Origin of the sequence: Flavobacterium sp. W21_SRS_FM6 (assembly GCF_052119645.1) — a bacterium.
In the GTDB taxonomy this organism is placed as follows: domain Bacteria; phylum Pseudomonadota; class Gammaproteobacteria; order Enterobacterales; family Alteromonadaceae; genus Paraglaciecola.
This window is the reverse complement of record NZ_JBGQOM010000002.1, coordinates 390,711-413,848: the sequence shown is the minus strand read 5'-3', so window position 1 is coordinate 413,848 and position 23,138 is coordinate 390,711. Positions and strand designations below refer to the sequence as shown.

Here is a 23,138-nt window from a genome sequence, read left to right as displayed (position 1 = left end):
TTATCATAGTTTTGTTACGCTGAGATGGTAGCCGTTCCTAAAACCTATTTTCAGGTTAATTTAATTAATTTTTTCCCAAGTTTGATACCTTTCAATTCAATAAAACGGTAAATAATATATGAAAAAAGAAAAGTCCCAAACAATAGCATAGTTGTAAACGCAGTCCAGCTCACAAAATCTAATTTTCCTCGATTTAATACTAATGCAAAAAATGGGATCATTAAGATTAAGTGCGCGATGTAGACTGAATAAGACATCTCTGCTAAAAATTTAGACACTCTATGTCCGATTATATAACTAAGTGTCTGTATCAAAATATTTTCTTTTTTAGAATCGAAACAAATCCACCACCAACTAAACAAATACAAGAATGGGATGATTATTGTTTTGTTCCCGACAATCAAAAAGAATAATGTAACACAGGAAATGAAGATACTCTCAAAGGATATCTTGGATTTGTTTAAGAACAAATAGGCTAATGCAATCCCACCGGCAAAATTTTGGAATTTAAGTGGTAAGTAACTTGGCATAGGGAAAGTAAAATTTATCAGGTTTGAAATCCACCAAATACAGAACATACCTACTAAAGAAATAGTAAAAAATAGCGTGAAGTTCTTTTTATAAAAAAAATAAAGAAACGGAAATATAAAATAAAATTGCATTTCTAATCCAAGACTCCAATCTGGTAGTGGAGTGCTAAAAGAATATTCTGGAATTACACCAAAGATAAAAGATGCATGAATAAAAAAGCTTTTAATTGGTTCGTTTATATAATATCGATCCATACTGGTCGCTGAGTTTGGCAAAACCTCTGCGATTAGTTCCCTACATTCGCCGAGATAATTAGATAGTAGTAATGCAATAAACAAGCAAAAGTAGTATGCCGGGGCTATTCTGAAAAACCTCCTAATGAAAAAGTTTTGTATTCCAATCTTATTAGTTAATTGTTGATAAGATTTGCTAATTGAGCATTGATAGTAGATTAAAAAGCCAGAAGCTAACATGAAAGCATTTACTGCTTCTTGACCTAGAAAACCTCTTAGGATCGAGGGGCCGCCACCTAATATCGCTGCATGGTGAAAAAAAACAAAAACAGCTGACCACCCCCTCAGAAAGTCTAAGAATGATACTTCATGTTTAATAGTTGATTGCATTAGGGTTCCTTTACTCCCATTATTTAAGTGCAGGTAGTCTCGTTAATAATGGATTCGATTTATACCGGTAATTAAATTTAAAATAGTCACTTAGCTAATTAAAGCATCCCTTGTCTTTTAGGAATAAAGCCCTATATCGGTTCGCTATTGAGTTATCTCATATTTGCTAGACTTTTTAAAATATAAATTATCTTAAGATCTATTATATTCTCTGAGGGTAAACAAAAAAGCCAAACATAAATGTTTGGCTTTTAATATCAATTTTCTAAATATTTAAAAAGATTTTCTGCGGAGCGCTACTAATGATCCAGCCCCCAACAAAAGCAATAATAGAGAACTGGGTGCTGATACGACCGCAGCTTGTGTTGCTGATACTAACGTAAATCTGACAGCATCTGCCATAACATATCTACCAACTGTAGAGTTAGTGTCATCAATTTTTACTGTTGCTCCTGCGGCAGCAAAATTATAAGAACCTAATTCAAACCAAGCACCACCATTTATGGTTTGATCAACAAACAATTTGGAGATTGCAGAACCCGAATCAATTGAAACAGCAGAGCTTTCGGCACGATTTGAACCAGCAGCCCAAAACATCTCGACTTGCCAGATTCCCGCCAACCAATCAGAACTACTAGTTGGGTCCCAAATAGCAAAGTCACCAGACTTGTTAACTCTGTCAACCATATAGTTGCTCCCAATGAAAGTTTTAACAAACGAGCTGTTTGTAAACCCGCTCGAAATAAAACCTGCATCAGAGTTATCTATGGTGATGACTGTGGCGTTAGCTACAAACGGTGCCGACAATAAAACACATAGGCTAATACGAGCAAAAAAACCTTTTAACTTCATAAATACATCCTAAATTTACTCAACTTGATTACTATTTAGCATTAATCATGCCGAATATTAAAATCTGATTATTATCAATGCTTTGCTTTTTTTATCTTTATGCAACTTTTAACTACTGTAAAATTTTTTGACACTTAACACCATTAGAAATTTATTTAATTATAATTTTTACTAAAACTACTCTAAGAATACTTCATCCAGATACCTTAAGCTTTTTATCGCATACCACGGACGCATGTGACTCCCGTCCCTATAGAAAAAACCATTTACCCCATCTCTAGTTTTGCATATTCCGTCATTACACAGGTGATGTATTGGATCAATGATGTTTACTCCGTCTAATTCGCTGAGCTGTTGCAGGGCATACTGGTGAACCGTATAGTAGCTTCTAACTTGATCTTCACTTATATGGTCGGGCAAGCCCTGCCTGGCTGAAAGAACCGGGTCAAATTCGTCGCCTCTGGGCTCGCCTAAAATAAGATAAACGTGATTTATTGTTGTTTTTATGTGTTTTAAAAAATAGTCAAATTCTTTAATTCGATTGGCGATTTCAATGGCTTGTTCTTCATTATTTGGAGAAAGGTAGGAATTAAAACTGTAAAAAGGTAATACAATTTTGTCAAAACTATGGGTGTCTAATAACTGTTGATAATTTTGTATATTGGCACATGACCATTTTGGGTTTTTCATCGAAGGAGTAACAAAACAGCCAGATCTGGTGAGAAAGTATACGTTGTAAGGGCTTTGCAGATTTGCCACATAAGGATAAAGCTGCTCTGCATGACTTGCGCCTAAAATTAATATGTTGTTACTAGACTCACCAGCTATCTTTCTGATTTTAAGTGAGCCTACTGTTAGATTGGCCTTTGGATAATACCAATCATCTTTGGCTGCAAGAGCCATGGCGACAAGTGGCCTTTCAGCCTCAGGTAAACGATTAACGATTCCATTGGTCATAAAAACCGCTAAACCTGCAACAGCTAAAATACTTGCTGCTGGTAATGGGCGTAACACAGAGCCCAACTTAACTAATCGATAATCACTTAACTGTTTTGACTCAATAAAGGTATAGCTGAGGGCACCTAAACCTACAGATAAAGGCAAGCCAATGTACCACCAATTTTCACCAAGCGAAAAGTAAACCCCCGCTACAACAATCGGCCAATGCCACAAATAAATAGAATATGACCATTTGCCCAAGGCATGACATAATCGATTATTTACTAAAAAACTTTGCCCCTTGTTGGCTTGTAATACCAAACAAGCACCTATTATAGGTAATAAAGCAGCAAAACCAGGCCATGGCGTTTTTTCGTTAAAGATAAAAAACGATATAAAAATGCTGGCAAGACCAAGAATTTGCAGAGTAGTTTTTGCTTTTTCATTTAATGTCAGGGGGTATAAAAATACTAAACCGCCAGCAAGCATTTGCCACGCTCTGGTTGGCAATAAAAAATAGGCGGCACTGCTCGATTTAAATGTCACCAATACCGATAGTATTAGGGCCGCTATCGTGCCTAATACTAAAACCAACTTTATTTGTTTAAGGCTTAAGAATTTTTTTAGGGCGACCAAAACTACTGGGTATATTAAATAAAACTGCCACTCAACCGATAAACTCCAGGTATGTAATGACCATTTTTCGATAGATGAAGCGTCAAAGTAGCCTGATTCGGCCCAATACACCATGTTAGAAATAAAGGTTAAGCTGGCTGCGACGTGCTTACCTAAACTCAGGTAATCGAGAGGTGGCAGAGTAAGGTAGCCAACAACTAACAAAATAAAACTTAAAAAAGCCAGTGCAGGGACAATACGCCTAACCCTAGCCGCATAAAACCCTAAGATTGAAAACGTTTGTTTTTCTAGCCCTTTAACAATAATCATGGTCATTAAAAAACCAGAGATAACAAAAAAAACATCGACCCCAGCGAATCCCCCTGGTAACCACTGATGATTAAAATGAAATATTACGACCGCCACTACTGCAATAGCTCGCAGCGCATTGATATCTTCTCTAAATTTCACTAGCGTTTAACTTTCCCTGAATGTTGATAACTTGTATTTGGCTAAAACTGTCGCGAACTAAAACGTAGCTTTTGGTACCATTAATTGCTGTTCTAGCTGACCTGCCACCTCAAGTGCGCCCTCATGAGTAAAATGGCCATAGTCAAAAGTGATGGGCGCCCCTTTTTCTGTTAAAAACTCACACGATATTGTTTTTGTGGAGCAGATTACATCAATTAGTGACACGAAATTGACGCCATCTAGTGTGTCAATTATTTTAAATTTATTGTCTAGTCCTTTTAAATATGAATAGCGGTTTTGTTTGTCGTTTTGGATATTTTGAATGTCCGTTGTTGCTAAAATTTTCGGTAAATCTTGTCTATATTCTAATGTTCTGCCAATCACTACTATATCGTCTGTAAATTTTTTTACATACTCAACGGTTTTAACCAGAGAATTAACTTCATATTCTTCCCATCTACCCGCAATAATAATCCGATCGAAATGATTTTGGGTAATTAGTTGTTCAAAACCAAACTTCATCAAATCAGTACAACGTCTTTCCCCGCGGTAACTAAGTAAGGGGCGACAGCCTGAAGCCGTCACTTGGCTGACAGTTTGGTTGTTCGTTTTTAATGCTTGTAAAGTACTATTCCAATGTGCAGCGTGACTATCACCAATTAATAAAACATTGTATTTGTTTTTGTCAACATCAATACATTTATCTTTATTAAAGTATTTTATGTCGTTTGTGGTAGGCCCAAGCAAGCAGATATCATCATCTGCTCCTCCGTTACCTCTTCTGAATCCGCTTAAATCATAATCCATGTATGAAAGGTAAAAAAGTTGCTGTTCGCTGAAGCGATCGGTTAAACCTTTATTGAAAAAAAGCATCAGTAAGATTAAAGCGCTGCTTACTGCCACTGCAGCAGAAAATGTTTTACGTTTTTTATCGGCTGAATGACTACTGCTAAAAGGTAATTCGATAAATTTCCAGCTTAAATAACCCAGTAAAATAGAGGCAAGCAACATAACTGTGCTGTTGACCATTCTCGGTAAGTCATTATCAAAGGCCAACTGATAAAATACGATGACAGGCCAGTGCCAGAGGTACAGTGAGTATGAGATATTGCCAAAAAAGCGATTGATAGGTAGCGACATCATCGTGGTAAACAGACTGCTTGTGCTACCAGCTAAAATCACGCAAAGCGAGGCAGCGGTGGGAATGATCGCGTTTACACCCGGAAATAATGTGTGTTCAGTATAAACAAACAAGCATATTACTAAGGTAAAAAGGCCCGTGGATCCGATCAGGTTGCCTGAGCGGTTTGATAGTTTAATTTTGTCGATATTCAGGGCTAATAAGCCCCCTACAATAAACTGCCAAAAACGAGTCGGTGATATAAAGAATGCTAATGATGGATCAAGGTTGACTAAGTATTCACTGAGTATAAAACTCGCAATTGCAATGATGGCGAGTGATATTTGCAGCCAGTGCGCTTTAAACTTTATGATGGCTATGAGCAAAATAGGAAACAGAATGTAAAACTGCTCTTCGACCGAGAGTGACCAAGTATGTAACAGCGGCGCTAGTTTTAAGTCGGCAGCAAAATAGTCTGATTGGGTGTAAAAAAAAATATTTGATACGTACAGCAGTGTGGATATAACGCTTTTAGCGAAAGCGGCAGTTTCTACTGGAAGTAAATAAAAATAGGCTACGACGATGGTAGCGAGAATAGTGGCAAGTAGGGCAGGGAATAGACGTTTGATCCTTTTTACATAAAAACCCGCCAAGCTAAATTTATTGGCAAAGATGTCGCGACAAATAAAGCCAATAATTAGATAGCCAGAGATCACAAAAAATATATCAACACCTAAGTAGCCACCCGGGAGTTTTTCCGGTGCAATGTGAAAAATGACAACTGCTAATACAGCTAAAGCTCTTAATCCTTGTATATCCCAGCGATAACGTTTTTTTTCTAACATGACTTTCCCTTATTAACGCTTCAATCAACTCTGCGCTATTTTTGCGTGTTTACTTGATAGAAACAACCAAATAAGCAATCCAAAGGCCATATTTAGTTGATTGGCGTTAAGTTGTTGTTTTAGGGTTTTTAGTTGATGTTATTGATTTTAATTTTACACAGGGGTGCAAAGTTGTCATATTTTTACTAATGTATTGCACCAAGTTGGTTAGTTGTGATGGTTTATAAATATTATTTAATATTGAGATGATTAGAGTGACGACATATCAATTATTTGATTTAAATATCATGATGCGGAGTTTGCTTTTTTTATTTTTGCTCAAAGAATATAAATACAATGCCTGTTGAAGGGCTAAGTTGTCGATTAAGAGTCATTAAATTTGCGAAGGCAGTCTAATAAAATTCAAAAGTGCTTTTGAAAAAAGCGTTGTGTAAAAAGCTATGGAATTATACTGGTAAAAAGCGGCCATCAAAATGTGGTGTTATTATCTGTTAAATGATGATTTTTTTTCGTTCCAGTTCGCTTTTATAATTTTAATAACGTTAGCGAATTACCCTAGTCGATGGCCACATTCAAAAGATACTGGCTCGAAAACGAAAGCCTGCATAACGAGCAATTAACATGACTCATAAAAGAATAAACAAGCTTACTGTATTTTTTTGTGTATTTACTTTACTTAACCTAGTCGTTATTTCATTTCTTGTTAACACTTTGGTTAAGAATAGTTTGTACACACATTTATCAAGGCTTGATCCCATTAATCTGCGTTTTTACGAGCAAGCTAACACAATGCTGAGTTTTAATCCTGATGTCGTTTTAATTGGCGATTCGAGAATTGAACAATGGGATGTGTCAACTCTCGGTTATAACGTTGATGATATTGTAAACAGAGGTATAAGCGGTCAAACAAGTGAGCAAATAGTATATCGAATTAAACAAGATCTGATAGATTTAAAGCCGCGTTTGGCAGTAATTCAGTTTGGGATCAATGATTTGAAGCTACTAGCGTTTGCCCCTAAACGGGATAAAGATATTATTCAACAACTCAAAAATAACTATCAAAAAATAGTGTCTGAGATAGAGAGTGCCAATATACAGGTAATTGTCACCACTATTATTCTGCCTTCAATATACTTAGACGAATGGTACTTTTATGACTTATCTGCGACGGTTAAGGCAACAAATACGCTAAATGCCTTTATTTTAAAAGATCTAAAATGCAATTGTAAGAGAGTTGATTTTGCTAGCCTATTATCATCTGATGGGGAATATACACATGCTAGATTCGCTGCAGACACCTTACATATAAACGAATTTGGATACAGCATATTAGCCAGTAACTTAACTAAACACATTTTTTCAACAAACTAAAAGGGGGCAAATTATTCAGTAATACCCTGTCTGTCACTGAAGATAATTTTACCTATTTGTTCGTGAGTTTCATCATATAACCAACGGCTGCCATATACAGATAGATGATCAAAATCTGAATAGTAAAATTGTTTACCATCATGGGTGATTAATGGATTAGGTAGGAATTGAAACGGATCAACAAATATGCCTCCATTTGAATCTACAAGTTTTTTAACAAGTTCGTTATAAGCAGGGTAGCCAGACGAGATCGTAATATTTTCACCGCAATCAAAGCCCAGTCGCTTACAGTTAGATATTTTAGCAGGGTTTGCATTTAGTAGAGGTGGTTGTGCTAAAACAAAGACTTTCTTTTTCGCCTGCGTTAATCTTTTTATTAATAATGCCAGCTCATTTAGCTCCGTAGGCTTTCTGGACAAGGTGTCATGTCTATAAGCGATTAAAATAGTGTCACTGAGGTGTTTGTTAGCCTCAAAGCTTTCATTTACGCTTGTGCATCTGTAACTTGGGAGCGCAATTGAACAACCACCTGCTGCGTACATCCTCAATTTAAATTTATACTCTTTTGCTAAGTTTGAGGCTAAGGCAAAGTAATGCTCTGCGTGACTATTTCCATATAGGATAATGGTCTCTGTCGCTTGCGGATCGCCTCCTTGGCACCCAAGGTTTATAAGCGATGGACATTCTTTTTTATTAATATGGCTATATTGAAACTGTGCTTCGATATTTGAGTCACTCACGCGCGAGGGTAGACCTTTCGTGCTAATGATAAACAGTGCGATACCCAATAAACATAAGCTTGGAAGCACAAAATAGAACAAAAACACTTTTAAAGGCTTAGTTTTGAGAGCGCGCAAGGGCTTTTCAATGAGATAATACGAGACCAATGCAACAAAAACCATTATGAATAGAAGAATAATTTGTAAGGCAAGGGAAAAACTATAACTCCCTTCAGATGTTGTAAAGATGTATCTGCTGAACGCAAGTACCGGCCAGTGTGCCAAGTATAAAGAGTAGGATATAAGCCCAACATATACTAAGGGTTTAACAGCAAGAGCTTTATTTACTGAGGTGTTTTCTGAGTTAATAATAATCGCGACTGGAACACATAGAACGAGAGCAACGATACCTGGAAAGGGAATATGTTTATTAACAAAAAACAGTAGGACGAAGATAACAATGAAAGAAACTATCGATAACACCTCTGAGGAAAAAGTTTTTAGTCGGTAATTTAGCTGCAGGGTGGCTAGGATCGAGCCCACTAATAGTTCACCCATTCTTGTGAAAATCAAATAGTAGCTAATCGAACTATAATCAGCAGATCTGGATAAACTTTCAGCTAAAACAAAACTCAGAGCAGCTACTATGGCAAAGCTCCATAAAAGTTTTTGTTTGATAAATCTAAAAATGGCAAAAATCATGAAGGGCAGAATAAAATAATATTGTTCTTCAACTGCTAACGACCACGTATGAAGCAATGGCCACTCTGATGAGTCACCTGAAAAATAGTCGCCCGTGCGCAAGGCATATTGCATATTAGCCATAAAAGTCAAAACACTGGCTAGCGATATGCCAAATTTGTAGAAATCATAAGGGAGTAATATAACGAAAGCAGTGCCAGCAGTGAGCAGTAACACAAAAAACAGAGGAGGTAAAATTCGCTTGGCCCTACGAACATAGAACGAAGCAAAGGAAAATCTTGATTCGTTGATCTCTCGCAAAATTATTTTAGTAATAAGAAATCCGGATATCACAAAAAAAATGTCGACGCCTAGAAAACCACCAGACAAATAATTAGCATCAAAATGAAATAAAACTACGGACAGAACGGCGACTGCGCGAAGACCATCAATATCGGGGCGGTACGAGAGGGTTGACATAACAATACTTAAAAAATCCATTTAGGTGATAACGACTTTACAGCAAAGACAAACAGGTAATCAATCGAAAATTTTTAAGAGCCTCAGTTCGAGTCACTTGAATATTACATCTAGTTTCTACATCAGGTAAAACCGATACTTTAAATATTGTTTAGCTACGCCTGTGAGTTATTTAACAGTGACATTCAAAGGAATTGCTGCTCAACGATCTTGTTTTTAATATGATTAATCTCAAAAGTAATCATAACGAACTACACGTTACCCTAATAAATCTGAGCGCAAGTGTTTATTAGGGGCATGATTCTTTTAAAAACAATAAAGCGAAAGCGCCATTATGTATATCACGCAGTTGACTTAATGAGTGCGCTATTGCGCAGTAGTTGCTTTGACTGCTTAACGCAATGTGTCAGAGATATATTGTGTTTAAAATATTTTAGGCGTCCTTGCCCTTTTTCTAACGCTCAACAATATTTACGTTTTTAAAATAACTATTGCCATTTGGTGATATTACATCATCGTCCATGGCAAAAAATAGATAGGTTTTACTGCCGGTGTAGTATGCCCCGATGGGTATACTGTAGTGCTCGTATTCGCCTGAGCCAGTATAACGATAATCTTGTAAACCGTAGCTTTGGCTGCCATATAAATTAAAGGTTGTGCTTGGGTCGAGGTTTAAATTGTTGTCTAGACCAATGCCGTGGATCTCGCCTTGAGACGTGGATTTAAAGTCAAATTCTAGAACGGTGTTGGGGGTGATGGTGTAATTAAGAGCTGCCGCCTGCCATCGATTGCCAAGTAATTCTAGCGTTGTGCCGGCATCTAGCACGGTGATAGTGCCTTGGGACGTATCTTGGAGGCTGCCATCCTTATTGATGCCGTAACCTTGAAATGAGAGCGAATTAAAATCGATGGCTATCTCTCTGGCCTCATTTACCGTGATGCTAAATTGTTGTGTGTCGGCACCAACATCATTAGTAGCAATAATTCTTACATTTTGTTGGCCTATTTGCTCGCTGGTGGGTGTCCATGTAATTACGCCAGCACTATTTATTGTCATGCCCTCTGGAGCAGACTCTAAGGTAAACTGCAGCGCTAGTGGGCTGTTTACTTCTACAGTGTTATCGTCGTCATAATGATAAACAGAGCCTACAATACCGTTAACATTGGGGGTTGAGGTAATAACAGGCGGACTGTTGGGTTTTTCATAAATCGTGATGTTACGAAAGGTGCTCGTCGCATTAGGTGATTCAACATCCTGATCCATAGCGAAAAATAGATATTGGCTATCTCCACTTAAATAGTCGCCCAGTGGGATTAAAAAATGTTGAGTGGTACCTTGAGTGGTATATCTATACTCTTCAATGCCATATGTTTGCATACCAAATAAATTTAACGTTGTGTTTGGACCTAGTACTAAGTCTTTGTCTAAACCGATACCGTGGATTTCGCCTATTACACTGCTGCTAAAATCAAATTCAATAATGCTATTGTTTGTTATTGAGTAGGGAAAATTGATCGCAACCCAGCGGTTACCAATTAATGTAATGCTGTCGCCTGCTGAAGAAACACTCACTGTACCATTGTTTGTATCGCCGTTGATACCCCCATAACTTAGCAATGAAAAGTGGTTGAAGTTAATAAGCTCGCCAAAAGGCTGAGATACCGTCACGGTGTAGCGTTGGATATCTTGCCCAATGTCATTCGTTGCTACAATCTCAATGGTGTGTTCGCCCAATTGCAGATTGCTTGGCGTCCAGTTTATTTGCCCCGCCGTGTTTATGGTCATTCCTTCAGGCGAGTCATTTAGAGCATAAATGATAGGTTTTGCTCCAATTGTTTCAACAGAATATTGGTAAGTTATTCCGATCTGGGCTTGCAATCTTGGTGCAGAAATGACGCTTGGTGCGATTTGACCTGGCTCGTAAATACGTACATTTCTAAAATAGCTTTGTGCTGCCGGATTAGGTACATCATGATCCATGGCAAAAAATAAATACGCTTTTGCACCTGTATAATATTGTCCAACCGGAATGCTAAAGCGCTGGTAGTCAGCGTTTTCAGAATACACATAGTCCTGTATTCCGTATTTTTGTGTGCCTAAGACCGTAAAGGTTGCGTTTTCCGATAAGGCTAAGTCGGTATCAAAACCTATACCGTGGATTTCGCCCTTCATGCTTGATTTAAAGTCAAATTCAATGACCGTAGTGGGGGTTATGGTATAAGGCAGATTAATGGCGCGCCAGCGATTGCCAATTAAGTGTAAGGTTGCGCCGTTATCTTCCACCATAACTGTGCCATTTGCGGTGTCTTGTGCACTGCCGCCATAACTAAAGTTAGGTGATTCATTAAAGTTAATTAGGCGTTCTGTGTTTGCTGAACTTACTTTAATGTCGAAGACTTGAATGTCTTCACCGGCTGCATTGCTTACTCGTAATTGCGCTGAGTTAAGGCCTATTTGCGCTGCATTTGGTGTCCAACTAATTAAGCCATCGCTATCGATAGTCATGCCATCTGGTGCGTAGTCAAAACTGTAGCTTAGCGGTGTGCTGCCGCTTGCTTCTACAATATTGTCACTGTCGTATTCATAAGCTTCACCCACTGTTGCCTCAAGCCCTGCAACTGAAGTGATGCGCGGAGCGATAGAGCCGGGTTCACTAATATCAACCACACAGGCATTGCTGTACCAAGTATTGGCTTTGGTAATGCCAAGTTCGATGTTTGTTAAACTACAGGCTGAGAATTGATTACTGCCGTTTATGTAGGGGTTCATCAAAAACGAATTGGCTGTGCTTGAACACAATGAGCCTGATTGTGCATCGTGCGGCGCACCAAAGTTGTGGCCAATTTCGTGGGCAACGACCAAGGCGGTTTGGCTACCGAAATGTTGTGATAAACCGACACCGTACGAGCTGCATAGTGCATCAACAAAGGCGATACCAACGGTGTTGTCGTCGAGTTCTTTGCCGGTAAACAAATGTGTGATGCCTTGATTACCAATTGTTTGCGCCACTTGGGTGCGCAGGTTGTAAACCAAATCCGTCGCATTGGTGGTATTAAGGTTGCCGTTATCGCTTAGTACAATGGCATCGGTAATATTAAGTTCAACGTTGACTTGTTCTGAAAAAATACCGTCTACCACGTTCATTTCGCTGAGCATTTTTTCGTAAGCAGCGCCGTTATGAATAGTGTTGTATTCAGTGTCGGCGAGCACTTTAACGTTAATGCTGCGATCCGCTGCCGCAGCGGCCATGCTTGAAAGGTTTGAAACAAAATTTGAGTAATCAAAGGTATCAGCCGCATTAGGGTTGGGTATTTCTAGCGCACAAGTGGCGTTTAGCTCAACATCGGAGGCTTTATATATCACTTGCTTGGTGCGAGAGCTCATGACTCGTTGGTTGTTGCTATTTGGTACAATAATGTCTGCAATTGATGATTCAGGATCAATAAAAAACAGTTCAGTACCATCAAAAAATGCGCCTGAATACAGGCCATCTTTCAGGGTTAGTCTTACCCACGAATTGGGCGTGTCTTTTATTGTGCCTTTTAAAATACTCAGTGCACTGCTTTGTTTTTTACTTAACTTTTTAGACAACTTCTGGTTGGGTTGTAAAGCAAAGGTATAGGTCACACCATCGACGCTGAGTTCGATATCAAAAGCAGAGGCTTTTGACTGAGTTTTAGGGCGTATTTCTAAAGCGGATATCTTTTTAATACTTCGGTGGTTTTCATGGTCGTGAGTTTTACTGGTCGCATCGCTTGCTGTCAGTAAGGTGAACAAGAGGGTTGAAATAAAAAAACTGAACGCAGTGGTAAGAAACGAAAGGGTTTTCATGTTAATGCCTCATTACGCAACGACTTAAATAACATAGCTGTCTTTCGATTAAATAACCATGTGGCCCACGATAAACAGATAGGATATTACGGTAATGTTGTTTGCTGATGATGAAGGGCTAATAGTAGCAGAGAGTTTGTGAATGGTGATATTGAAGTTACCAGACCTTAGCTATTTAGTTTTATAACCTAGGGTGGTTTTTTATACCGTTTGGCGGCAAAGTTTTTATCATTGTGGTTGATTTATTCGGCCCTGAACTACGCCGGTTACCGGGACCTCCTACAAGGGAGGTAATTTAAGGATTTATCAATTGTACGAATATTCTAATGATTATTCAAAATGCCTATGTTTATTGAACTTGCACTAGCATCTTGCGGGGCAGGGCTCGAATCTAGTTCGTAAAATCTAACATTGCTAAAGGTGGCTTGTGCTTGAATTTCGGAAGGTTTGTCGTCGTCCATGATAAAAACCAATCGATTAATCTCTCCAAGTGAAAGCATGCCAATGGGTAATCGTACCGTTTCGAACTCACCAATATTACTGTATTGGAATAAGTCGTTGGACCATTGCTGAGAGCCTGAGAGCTTGTATAACCTTGAGTTAGTTAGCGTATTATCATTTTCAAATGCAATGCCCGCTATTTCACCTGCTCCGTTGGTTTTAATTTCAAACTCTAAAATGGTTCTTGGACTTATCGTTTTATTTATAGCAACGCTCTTCCAAGTATTTCCAAAGAGCGAGAGCGATGTTCCTGCATCGGTGATTTCATAATTATTATCTACATCTTGATTACTGAATGACGTAATAACCCCTTCTGAAAAATCTAAGATAGAGGTGCTTGCTTGCAGTAGCCCTCGGTTGTATTCGTTAATAGTGTCGTACACACTGACGTTTTTAAATTGTACTTCTGCTGGTTTGCTGCCGGTTTTGTCTTCGTCTAATACAAATACTAAGCGATTTATTTCGCCAGCCATATATTGGCCGATAGGCAGGGTTATTGTTTTAAAAGTGTTTGCTTGGTTATATTTGAATGTATCTTGAGACCAAGCTTGCGTTCCAGCAAATTTGAATAGCCTACTTGAGGTTAATTTATTGTCGTTCTCTATCCCTAGGCCAATAATTTCACCCACACCATTAGTGTTTACATCTAATTGAATCACCGTATTCATGTTAATGGTGTAGGGAAAATCAATACTTTTCCACGCATTTCCAGCTAAAACCAGGGTATCTCCGCTATCCTCAATACGATATTGTCCATTTCTATCTTGGTTATCGAATGCGCTTATTTCGATTTCATTAAAATTAATTAATCCTTTAATTTCAGTTTTTGCGAACGATGAGCTCAGTTCGGGAGAAGACTCGGATGGTAGTACTTTTGAAAAATTGGGAATTATAAAACGGTCTTCAATATCTAATTTAAAAGACGAACCTGCATCGATGATTTCGTCAATTTTGTCACTTTGCTCTGACCAGGGATGATAAAAATCGTCGTCAATAGTTGCATCCACATACGATGCCCCATAAGTCGTATTAAAAATTAGATTATTTTTAAATACTGACCCCTCGTAGAATTCTTTGTCATAAATACCACGACCTCCCCGAATCTTACTGATAATGATGTTATTCTGCGCATTGAGCCAAAATGTGGAATCTCCCTCGACTCCTGATCTAGCAACCCCGTTATTATTAACGACAATGAAGTTTTCGAATAAATTAGTTATGCCGGCGGGTCTGGCGAACAATCCGCCCATTTTAATGGCTGTCCAGTCTTTGCCTCGATCATCTCCGAGGTCATGAATGTAATTATTAAATATATAACTTGGGCCGAGCATGTTTGGTGCGGTACTTACTCCTACGTAACCCTGAGTTAATTCATTGTCGTAAAACAATACATTACTTTGTCCACCATCTAGTTCTATTAAGTCGTCGTTTGCATAGGCTAAATAGTTATTGTAAATCGCTGAGTCTCTACCAAAACTGCCATCGCGCCTAAAGTTTCTGAGGCCTTCTATTACATCGTTAAAGCGATGGTCTGGGTTGCCATAAAAACGATTATTACGAATGATGTACTGTCCTCGGTATTGTTCAGTAGGGTGATAAGCCCAAACTAACATCGCATTTGGACCATTGGGGTGGCCGCTAGCCCAATTATTTGCCTTACCATTAGGACTGTGTATTGCACAATCTTCGACTGTGACTACACCGGTTTTTGCGAGATAAATACCCGAATCGTAATTAATTGGACTAGTGCTTTCGCTGTTTTCGTAGGCAACGCCGTTGCGCATGTCTTCACCCGTGCGTCCATAACCGGATATGTCGCAGCCTCTAATCCAAATATGATGGGCTTCGTTGGCGCTAATTGCAAAGCGACGACCGCCTTTAACTGTAATATTTTCAAACATGATATAGCTTTGGCTGCCAATATTTATTGCTGAAGAGTCATCTTCACCGGCAATGACTTCGGTTCCATCACCAATAATAAGCGCCCAGCCATCTTCTGAGCCTTCGATGCCTAGCGTTGTTAAGTTGAGTTGACCACCGGTATAAATATCAGAGAGGTAATAGGTTTTTTCTGGGTCGATTGGCGGTGAGTTAGGGCGAGTTTTAAAGCTATATAAATGCTCTTCCGTGATTTCTGCGTTGTCTAAATACTCAAGTTTGATATCGTAAGCTGTATCTGCTTGAAGTCGCACAATCGAGCCTGACAAAGCGCCCATTATTGGCTCCCACTGCAAGCTTAACGCCGGTAGCCATCTGTCTGAATCACTGGGCTTAAACCAAAGTCGTGTGGTGGACTCTTCGTATTGATTGTAAACGGTTAAGCTGGCTGAATGAATTAGTGGGACAATTCGATACTCTAAGTCGCTTGAAGCGGTAGGAGGAAATATCCTTGAGGGCTCAAGCCCTGCGGATAAAGCGGCCGATTCAAGAGTGGATTCTTGAATGGTTGCGCTCGCGTATAATTGATCGACAACTTGATATGCATCTATAGGATAAAGCTGTAGTGCTAAACTTACCCATTTTTCAGTCTTATTTGGCTGCGTTGCACTTAATCGCGTTACGGCTTGGCTGACATCTTGGCTTTGACTGATGGTATTTAACAGCATAGCGGTGTCTTGCACTTCTTTAACTAAATATGATTTTGTTTTTTTTGACTGGTAATGAGGGTGTTGCAACATGGCAACAATTTCTTGTTGGCTGCTAAGGTGTTGCTCTTTAATCTGCTTTACAAAATAATCACCCGGTTGCCCTTTTATCGATAAGCGCTTGGGGGCATCAAATTGTGCACAACTTACAAGGCTTAAGACTAGACAGATTACGATGAAATGTGTACCGAGGCCCATGATTTTACGCAATTGAGTCATAATCAATTCTCCTTCAGTGACTTAAATAGAAGCATCGTTTACTGCTAGACAACAGTAGAGTCTTTAACTCTAGAGCAAAGCGCTGTACTTGTCTTTGCGACATGACAAAGTTCAATAAATTTTTGCCTTTAATTTTTACCTAATCATTCATTGCATATCACGAACCAAGTTGACAATATTTAAAAATTATTGATTTTACAATGGCCTTTGGTAGGCGCTGCCGATGGCGGTCGAAGTTTTAGCGCAATATTTTCAGGCGCGTTTAACCGCTACGGAAATTGGTAATATCAAGGTTGGTTTATTCGGCCCTGAACTACGCCGGTTACCGGGACCTCCTACAGGTGGTTATCCATCACTCTGTAGGAGCTATCTTTAGGTTAAGCGACTAAGCCAGTTTGTAATATGCTTTAAACCAGTCAACAAACTGCTGCATACCATATTCAATATCCGTATCCGGCGTAAACCCTACTGCTTCTTTTAAGCTATCAATGTCTGCGAAGGTTGCTGGTACATCGCCCGCTTGCATCGGCATGAAATTCTTTTGGGCTTTTTTGCCTGCGGCTTTTTCAATCGCTTCAATAAAGGTCATTAACTCAATTGGGTCATTATTACCTATATTAAACACTTTATAAGGTGCTTTGCTTGATGAGGGTGATGTATTGGGGTTTTCTGCATTACGCACCGGCACTACGGCTTGAATACGAACAATTCCTTCAACAATATCATCGATATACGTGAAGTCTCGCTTCATTTTTCCGTGATTAAATACTTTTATTTCTCGGTCATTTAGTATGGCATCGGTAAATAAGAAAGGCGCCATATCAGGGCGTCCCCATGGACCATATACGGTAAAAAATCTCAAGCCTGTGGTGGGTAGATCGTATAAATGGCTATAGCTGTGGGCCATCAATTCATTTGACTTTTTAGTGGCGGCATAAAGAGACACAGGATGATCGACCGCATCCTCGGTTGAAAATGGCATTTTTTCATTCATGCCGTATACCGAGCTAGACGATGCGTAGACCAGATGCTGCACGTTATTATGACGACATCCCTCTAAGATTGTCGCCATACCGACTAAGTTTGAGTCAATGTAAGCCATTGGGTTTTCAATCGAGTAACGCACCCCAGCCTGGGCGGCTAAGTGTATAACTCGGTCAAAATGCTCGTCACTAAATAGTTTTGCAATGCCGTCTCTGTCTGCTAAATCCATTTTTATAAAAGTGAAATTATCAAAATGTTCAAGTTGCTTTAGGCGAGCGAGCTTTAGCTTGGGGTCGTAATAGTCATTTACGTTATCGAGCCCAATAACCTGATGACCTTGTTCACATAGCTTTTTAGCGACAAAGCAACCAATAAAGCCCGCAGCGCCGGTGACTAAATATTTCATTACTTAGCTCCGCTTTTTGATGAAGAAACCGACAGGCCTCGGCCTATACTGTAATAAGCAAATCCTTTTTTCTTCATTCGTTCGGGGTCAAACATATTTCGGCCGTCAAAGAAGGCATTGGTTTTGAGTTTTTCTTTTATTAGATCGAAATCAGGTGCTCTAAAATTTTGCCACTCTGTGCATATTACTAACGCATCGGCGCCATTTAGTGCGGCTTCCTTGGTGCCCATTAACGATAAGTCATCACGGCTACCACAAATACGCTGGGTTTCTTCCATTGATTCTGGATCAAACGCTTGCACTTTGGCACCCGCAGCCCATAGCGATTCCATCAATACTAAACTAGAGGCAGCACGCATATCATCGGTATTGGGTTTAAATGATAAGCCCCAAATTGCGAAGGTTTTGCCTTTTAATGCATCAGGATCTTGATCAAGCTTAAAGAATCTTGAAATGTATTCAAATAACTTGTTCTTTTGACGAAAGTTAACGTTTTCAACCGCTTTGAGTATTTCTGAGTTGTAGCCAATGGCATCGGTAGTTCTTACCAATGCTTGCACATCTTTCGGGAAACAAGACCCACCATATCCACAACCTGGGTAGATGAACTGATAGCCTATGCGTGGATCTGAGCCTATACCATGACGAACATGTTCTATATCCGCACCCACTAATTCAGCGATATTCGCCATCTCGTTCATAAAGCTTATCTTGGTGGCCAACATGCAGTTTGCTGCGTATTTGGTCAGCTCAGCACTTTTAATGTCCATGACAATAATTTTTTCATGATTACGATTAAATGGTTGGTAAAGTTCGCGCATCAAGTCTTCTGCTTCAGTTGAGTCTGTGCCGATAACGATACGATCTGGGCGCTGGCAATCACTGACTGCAGCCCCTTCTTTGAGAAACTCAGGGTTTGAGACAATAGAAAATTGTAAATCTGACTCTCTGTTGTCTAGCACTTGTTGTACTTTTAGACGGACTTTATCAGCTGTACCAACGGGTACTGTAGACTTGTCGATGATGACTTTGGGTGATTGCATGTAGGTAGCAATGGTTTCAGCCACTTTTAACACGTATTTTAGATCGGCTGAACCATCTTCATCTGGGGGAGTGCCCACTGCAATAAACTGTAATTCGCCAAATTCAACGCCAAATTTTGCATCTGTGGTAAAAATCAACCGACCTTCAGCATGATTTTTTTCAACTAATGGAGTTAATCCTGGTTCAAAAATAGGAATCACACCTTTCTTAAGGTTTTCTATTCGAGTTTCGTCAATGTCTACACAGCAGACATCGTGACCTGCATCGGCAAGAACCGCTGCTTGCACTAAACCGACATACCCAATTCCATAAAACGTGACTTTCATTTTTAAATCCTTATAACTAATTAAAATGTATTTTTATCATTCAAATATTTAAAAATCGCAAACATGACTTTATTAAAATAAAAGTAAAGTGCCCCGTTTTTGCTGTATTAACGGTTTACACGCTGAAAGTTACCATATTTTCACCCAGAGCACCGCGTAGGTAATTACTGCCACACAATACCGTACTTCTATATCAATCATCGCTTCTTTTGCTTGGCGAGTGCTTTTTAAAATAATCCCGAGAGTTGTAAACAAAATTTTATTTGGAAACCACATTATTGCAAAACACGCTCCTATTTGTCAGTTTTTTATATTTTTTTGCTTTATTCATTATTTAGGTTGAAAACCAGAAATTTCTGGGATTATGTTACTGAAGAAATAGCGTTTTAAAACACGTTTTTTTAGTTTAACTTGTTGATATAAAATATTTTTTAATAGTTTTACTGAACAGTATGATCTAAAGGTCAATATTCTCTGCAAGCCATTTAATGGGTTATGTTTAAATACGACCTTGTGAGTTGCACTATATTGGGATTTTGATTGCACGATATATGAGCGCTTTTTGGTCAAAGCTACCAGAGGCAGGTGCAATTGGTTATTTTATCACCCTGTAGGAGCTGCCCGGTGACCGGCGCAGTTTAGCTGCGATCTTTTCATGCTCATTTAACCACCACGGATATTTGTAATATCAAGGTTGATTCGTTCGGCCGTAAACGACCTCCTACATGTTTAGGCCTTACGGGCTTCTTACGTGGTTTCATCAAAGCAGAGACAAATTCTGGCTTTTTTTTTATTGGGTTTGTGGTTATGGTGAGCGTCTAAAAACAATAAACGGGGATGGCTTAAATGGGTGTTAGATTTTTATGTATACCGCTACTGGTACTGGCCTTGTATAGTGTTGCTCGGGAAGATACTGCGAGTAAAGATATCTCTGCTTTTACCCAAGATATGCAACACCAAGGTGGATTTTACGATTTTTACTATCAACTTGAACAAGACAAAATCTATCTAAAAATTAATGAATTTGATCAAGCGTTTTTGTTTCAAAGCAGTATGCCGCAGGGCATTGGCTCGAATGATATTGGGCTTGATCGTGGCCAATTGGGTGAAACCCGTTTAGTTAAATTTGAGCGCTATGGTAACAAGGTATTGCTGAAACAACTGAATACGGCTTATCGCGCCTCATCTAGCAACCTGGCTGAACAAGCCAGCATTGATGAAGCCTTTGCCGATTCGGTGATTGTTGGTTTGCCTGTTGTGGCAACCGAGGGCGGTGCGGTACTGGTGGACTATACGGCTTTTTTGCTGTCAGATATTCATAACATTGGTGCACAATTGGCGTCGACTAATCAGGGCAGCTTTAGCCCTGACCCTATGCGCAGTGGTGTGTATTTACCGCGCAGTAAAGCCTTTGTTGATAATACTGAACTTGAAGCACTTGTGACCTTTGGTGGCAGTAAGGCGGGCGAGTATGTACGCCAAGTAACGCCTGATTCGAGCAGCATTTCGGTGCATTTACATCATTCTTTGATTCGCTTACCTGATGATCAATACCAAACGCGGCAGTTTACGCCCTTTTCAGGCTATTGGTCTGTGGCTTATCAAGATTACTCGGCACCACTGGGTGAGAGCATGACGGTTAGCATGATCCCGCGCCACCGACTTCATAAAAAAGATCCAACTGCAGCACTGAGTGAAGCGGTTGAGCCCATTATTTATTATCTCGACCCGGGTATTCCTGAGCCGGTGATGAGTGCTTTAAAAGAAGGGGCGCTGTGGTGGGATCAAGCATTTAGCGCAATTGGTTATAAAAATGCGTTTCAGGTTAAGGTTTTACCTGAGGGGGCAGACCCAATGGATGTGCGTTATAACGTAATTCAATGGGTGCATCGTGCCACCCGTGGTTGGTCTTATGGGTCGTCGGTAATTGATCCACGTACCGGTGAGATCCTAAAAGGCCATGTGACCTTGGGCTCATTGCGTGTTCGCCAAGACTATTTAATTGCGCTCGGCTTAACCAGCCCGTTTAGTGAGGATGCCAGTAAGGATAAAAACGTTAATACTCAAGTGCAAAAAGACATGGCGCTTGCTCGTATTCGCCAGTTGTCTGCCCATGAAGTAGGGCACACCTTGGGTATTGCCCATAATTTTTCTGCCAGTGAATATGGTCGTGAGTCGGTGATGGATTATCCACACCCGCAAGTGTCGATTAAAAATGGGCGGATAAGTTTAGACGATGCTTATGCCATAGGCATGGGCGCGTGGGATAATTATGTAATCGCTTACGGCTACCAAGATTTTCCGGCAGAGGTTGATGAATATTCTGCGTTAACCGCTTTAGTCAAGCAGGCCAGAGAAAAAGGCTACCGTTATCAGTCTGATCCCGATGCACGACCTTCGCATGCCGCTAATCCTTCAGGTAATTTATGGGATAACGGCGCTGATGCAGTTGCCGAACTGGCTCGAATCAATGAAATACGTGAGCTTGCTTTAAGTAATTTTGGCCTGAAAAGTCTCAAAGCAGGGAGTAGCTTGGCCTCACTTGAAGAAACACTCGTGCCGATTTATTTATTGCATCGTTACCAGTTAGACGCGGTGGCTAAGTTGGTGGCTGGAGTTGAGTATGAGTATGAGCTCAAAGGTGATTATTCAACTCCTAAAGGCGCGGTGCCAGTTGGCCTAGACCAGCAAAAAGCAGCCATTAAAGCCTTAATTGAAACGATTGATCCGACGTATTTAGCGATCCCTAACTCTGTGGTGCAACTCATTACACCAAAGGCTTATGGCGAGTCTCGTAATCGCGAGAGCTTTAAAGGCCGCAGCGGCTTAACCTTTGATCCAATCAGCGCTGGTGAGTCTGCGGCAAGTTATACCCTTGGTTTATTATTAAAAGCTGAGCGTTTGAACCGTTTAGCCCAACAGGCTGAGCAACAAAGAGGCTTACCTGATGTACATAGTGTGTTAAGTCAGATATTTGCGGCAAGTATTCAAGGCAGAGCTAGCAGCGAATTGGCCCAGCGCATTAATTTTGTAGTACTCGATGCCGTGGTGAAAGCGAGTTTACAAAGCAACTTAGCGCCTGAAGTACGGGCGGATGTCGAATTGCAATTGACTAATTTGTACGGATGGCTGAAAAACAATAAACGCAATCCGCACAACAAAATTATGGCTAAACAGCTTGAGCAATACTGGCAAAGCGGCGAGTGGCAATCGCTATTTAGCGTATTACCTTTACCGCCAGGGTCACCCATTTAAATGATACAGTTAAACAATAACCTACGTTTTTGCCCCCAGTGCGGGGCACAATGTTTTTCGCAGCGCTGCGCCAAGTCATTAGTGTGCAGCGAATGTGGCTTTACCTATTTTCATAACGTCGCAGCAACTGTCACTGGCTTTATTTTTTATCAAGATAAGCTGTTATTGGTTAAACGCGGCCAGCAACCTTGCTTGGGCATGTTGGACTTGCCTGGAGGGTTTGTCGACCCTGCAGAGTCTAATGAAGAGGCTTTAGCCAGAGAGCTGATGGAAGAGCTGCAATTACCGCTTGAGTCGATGGCGTATTTGTTTTCTTACTCGAATACTTATACCTACAAGGAAGTGACATACCCCACCTTAGACAGCTTTTTTATGATCAACCTTAATGCCTTGCCTGAACTGATAATACAAGAGTCTGAAATCAGCGATTTTTGCTGGTTAAAGCCTACTGATATTGATCCTGAAAGGTTGGCCTTTGATTCACATAAAAAAGCCTTAAAAGCAGTGATGGCAAGGTTGTTTTGAATTACGAATATTGGCACATGTTAGGTAGATCTTATCTTCGGCCGTAAACGACCTCCTACATATGGTTTATTTGTCTTTTGTAGGAGCGGCCTAGTGACCGGCGCTGTCTAGCTGCGAACATTTTCACGCTCATTTAACACCACGGATATTGATA

The 23,138-nt window shown here is 39.9% G+C and carries 12 protein-coding genes; 3 read left to right on the top strand and 9 right to left on the bottom strand.

Annotated elements, in window-relative coordinates:
• Window positions 1-50: 50 nt before the first annotated feature.
• The 4 genes from ACEN2L_RS05055 to ACEN2L_RS05040 all read right to left on the bottom strand — a co-directional run bounded on the left by ACEN2L_RS05055 (window position 51) and on the right by ACEN2L_RS05040 (window position 5,996).
• Window positions 51-1,154 carry an acyltransferase family protein gene (locus ACEN2L_RS05055; RefSeq protein ID WP_441742218.1) on the bottom strand — a complete coding sequence of 368 codons (1,104 nt, stop codon included), beginning with the start codon at window positions 1,152-1,154 and terminating at the stop codon, window positions 51-53.
• A 273-nt stretch (window positions 1,155-1,427) separates the two neighbouring features.
• On the bottom strand, window positions 1,428-2,006 hold the full coding sequence (locus ACEN2L_RS05050) for a golvesin C-terminal-like domain-containing protein (protein ID WP_441742216.1): 579 nt from the start codon (window positions 2,004-2,006) through the stop codon (window positions 1,428-1,430).
• A gap of 177 nt (window positions 2,007-2,183) precedes the next feature.
• Window positions 2,184-4,031 carry an acyltransferase family protein gene (locus ACEN2L_RS05045; RefSeq protein ID WP_441742214.1) on the bottom strand — a complete coding sequence of 616 codons (1,848 nt, stop codon included), beginning with the start codon at window positions 4,029-4,031 and terminating at the stop codon, window positions 2,184-2,186.
• 57 nt (window positions 4,032-4,088) lie between these two features.
• On the bottom strand, window positions 4,089-5,996 hold the full coding sequence (locus ACEN2L_RS05040; RefSeq protein WP_441742212.1) for an acyltransferase family protein: 1,908 nt from the start codon (window positions 5,994-5,996) through the stop codon (window positions 4,089-4,091).
• A gap of 621 nt (window positions 5,997-6,617) precedes the next feature.
• On the opposite strand from ACEN2L_RS05040, the gene ACEN2L_RS05035 reads away from it, so the two are divergent.
• Window positions 6,618-7,367 (top strand): SGNH/GDSL hydrolase family protein, encoded by a 750-nt coding sequence (locus ACEN2L_RS05035; RefSeq protein ID WP_441742210.1) that lies wholly within the window; start codon window positions 6,618-6,620, stop codon window positions 7,365-7,367.
• An 11-nt stretch (window positions 7,368-7,378) separates the two neighbouring features.
• On the opposite strand, the gene ACEN2L_RS05030 is transcribed toward ACEN2L_RS05035, so the two are convergent.
• From ACEN2L_RS05030 to ACEN2L_RS05010, 5 genes are all read right to left on the bottom strand, one after another.
• Window positions 7,379-9,268 (bottom strand): acyltransferase family protein, encoded by a 1,890-nt coding sequence (locus ACEN2L_RS05030; RefSeq protein WP_441742208.1) that lies wholly within the window; start codon window positions 9,266-9,268, stop codon window positions 7,379-7,381.
• 433 nt (window positions 9,269-9,701) lie between these two features.
• Entirely contained in the window at window positions 9,702-13,079 is a 3,378-nt protein-coding gene (locus ACEN2L_RS05025) for a putative Ig domain-containing protein (RefSeq protein WP_441742206.1), read from the bottom strand.
• 323 nt (window positions 13,080-13,402) lie between these two features.
• Window positions 13,403-16,444, bottom strand: a complete 3,042-nt coding sequence (locus tag ACEN2L_RS05020) for a hypothetical protein (protein WP_441742204.1) — start codon at window positions 16,442-16,444, stop codon at window positions 13,403-13,405.
• Window positions 16,445-16,829: 385 nt separating this feature from the next.
• Window positions 16,830-17,834 (bottom strand): NAD-dependent epimerase, encoded by a 1,005-nt coding sequence (locus ACEN2L_RS05015; protein ID WP_441742202.1) that lies wholly within the window; start codon window positions 17,832-17,834, stop codon window positions 16,830-16,832.
• Entirely contained in the window at window positions 17,834-19,204 is a 1,371-nt protein-coding gene (locus ACEN2L_RS05010; protein ID WP_441742200.1) for a UDP-glucose dehydrogenase family protein, read from the bottom strand. Before ACEN2L_RS05010 ends, ACEN2L_RS05015 begins: the two co-directional genes overlap by 1 nt.
• Before the next feature lie 846 nt (window positions 19,205-20,050).
• Between ACEN2L_RS05010 and ACEN2L_RS05005 the strand changes: the two genes are divergently transcribed.
• On the top strand, window positions 20,051-22,459 hold the full coding sequence (locus tag ACEN2L_RS05005; protein ID WP_441742198.1) for a zinc-dependent metalloprotease: 2,409 nt from the start codon (window positions 20,051-20,053) through the stop codon (window positions 22,457-22,459).
• The gene (locus ACEN2L_RS05000) at window positions 22,460-22,984 is read left to right on the top strand and encodes an NUDIX hydrolase (RefSeq protein ID WP_441742196.1); all 525 of its coding nucleotides are present in this window, start codon (window positions 22,460-22,462) and stop codon (window positions 22,982-22,984) included.
• Window positions 22,985-23,138: the final 154 nt, after the last annotated feature.

What these genes read in the sequence shown, in the direction of transcription:
- ACEN2L_RS05025 (WP_441742206.1), bottom strand. Translation starts at nt 13,079, where the DNA reads ATGAAAACCCTTTCGTTTCTTACCACTGCGTTCAGTTTTTTTATTTCA.
- ACEN2L_RS05010 (WP_441742200.1), bottom strand. Translation starts at nt 19,204, where the DNA reads ATGAAAGTCACGTTTTATGGAATTGGGTATGTCGGTTTAGTGCAAGCA.
- ACEN2L_RS05050 (WP_441742216.1), bottom strand. Translation starts at nt 2,006, where the DNA reads ATGAAGTTAAAAGGTTTTTTTGCTCGTATTAGCCTATGTGTTTTATTG.
- ACEN2L_RS05040 (WP_441742212.1), bottom strand. Translation starts at nt 5,996, where the DNA reads ATGTTAGAAAAAAAACGTTATCGCTGGGATATACAAGGATTAAGAGCT.
- ACEN2L_RS05035 (WP_441742210.1), top strand. Translation starts at nt 6,618, where the DNA reads ATGACTCATAAAAGAATAAACAAGCTTACTGTATTTTTTTGTGTATTT.
- ACEN2L_RS05015 (WP_441742202.1), bottom strand. Translation starts at nt 17,834, where the DNA reads ATGAAATATTTAGTCACCGGCGCTGCGGGCTTTATTGGTTGCTTTGTC.
- ACEN2L_RS05020 (WP_441742204.1), bottom strand. Translation starts at nt 16,444, where the DNA reads ATGACTCAATTGCGTAAAATCATGGGCCTCGGTACACATTTCATCGTA.
- ACEN2L_RS05005 (WP_441742198.1), top strand. Translation starts at nt 20,051, where the DNA reads ATGGGTGTTAGATTTTTATGTATACCGCTACTGGTACTGGCCTTGTAT.
- ACEN2L_RS05000 (WP_441742196.1), top strand. Translation starts at nt 22,460, where the DNA reads ATGATACAGTTAAACAATAACCTACGTTTTTGCCCCCAGTGCGGGGCA.
- ACEN2L_RS05030 (WP_441742208.1), bottom strand. Translation starts at nt 9,268, where the DNA reads ATGGATTTTTTAAGTATTGTTATGTCAACCCTCTCGTACCGCCCCGAT.
- ACEN2L_RS05055 (WP_441742218.1), bottom strand. Translation starts at nt 1,154, where the DNA reads ATGCAATCAACTATTAAACATGAAGTATCATTCTTAGACTTTCTGAGG.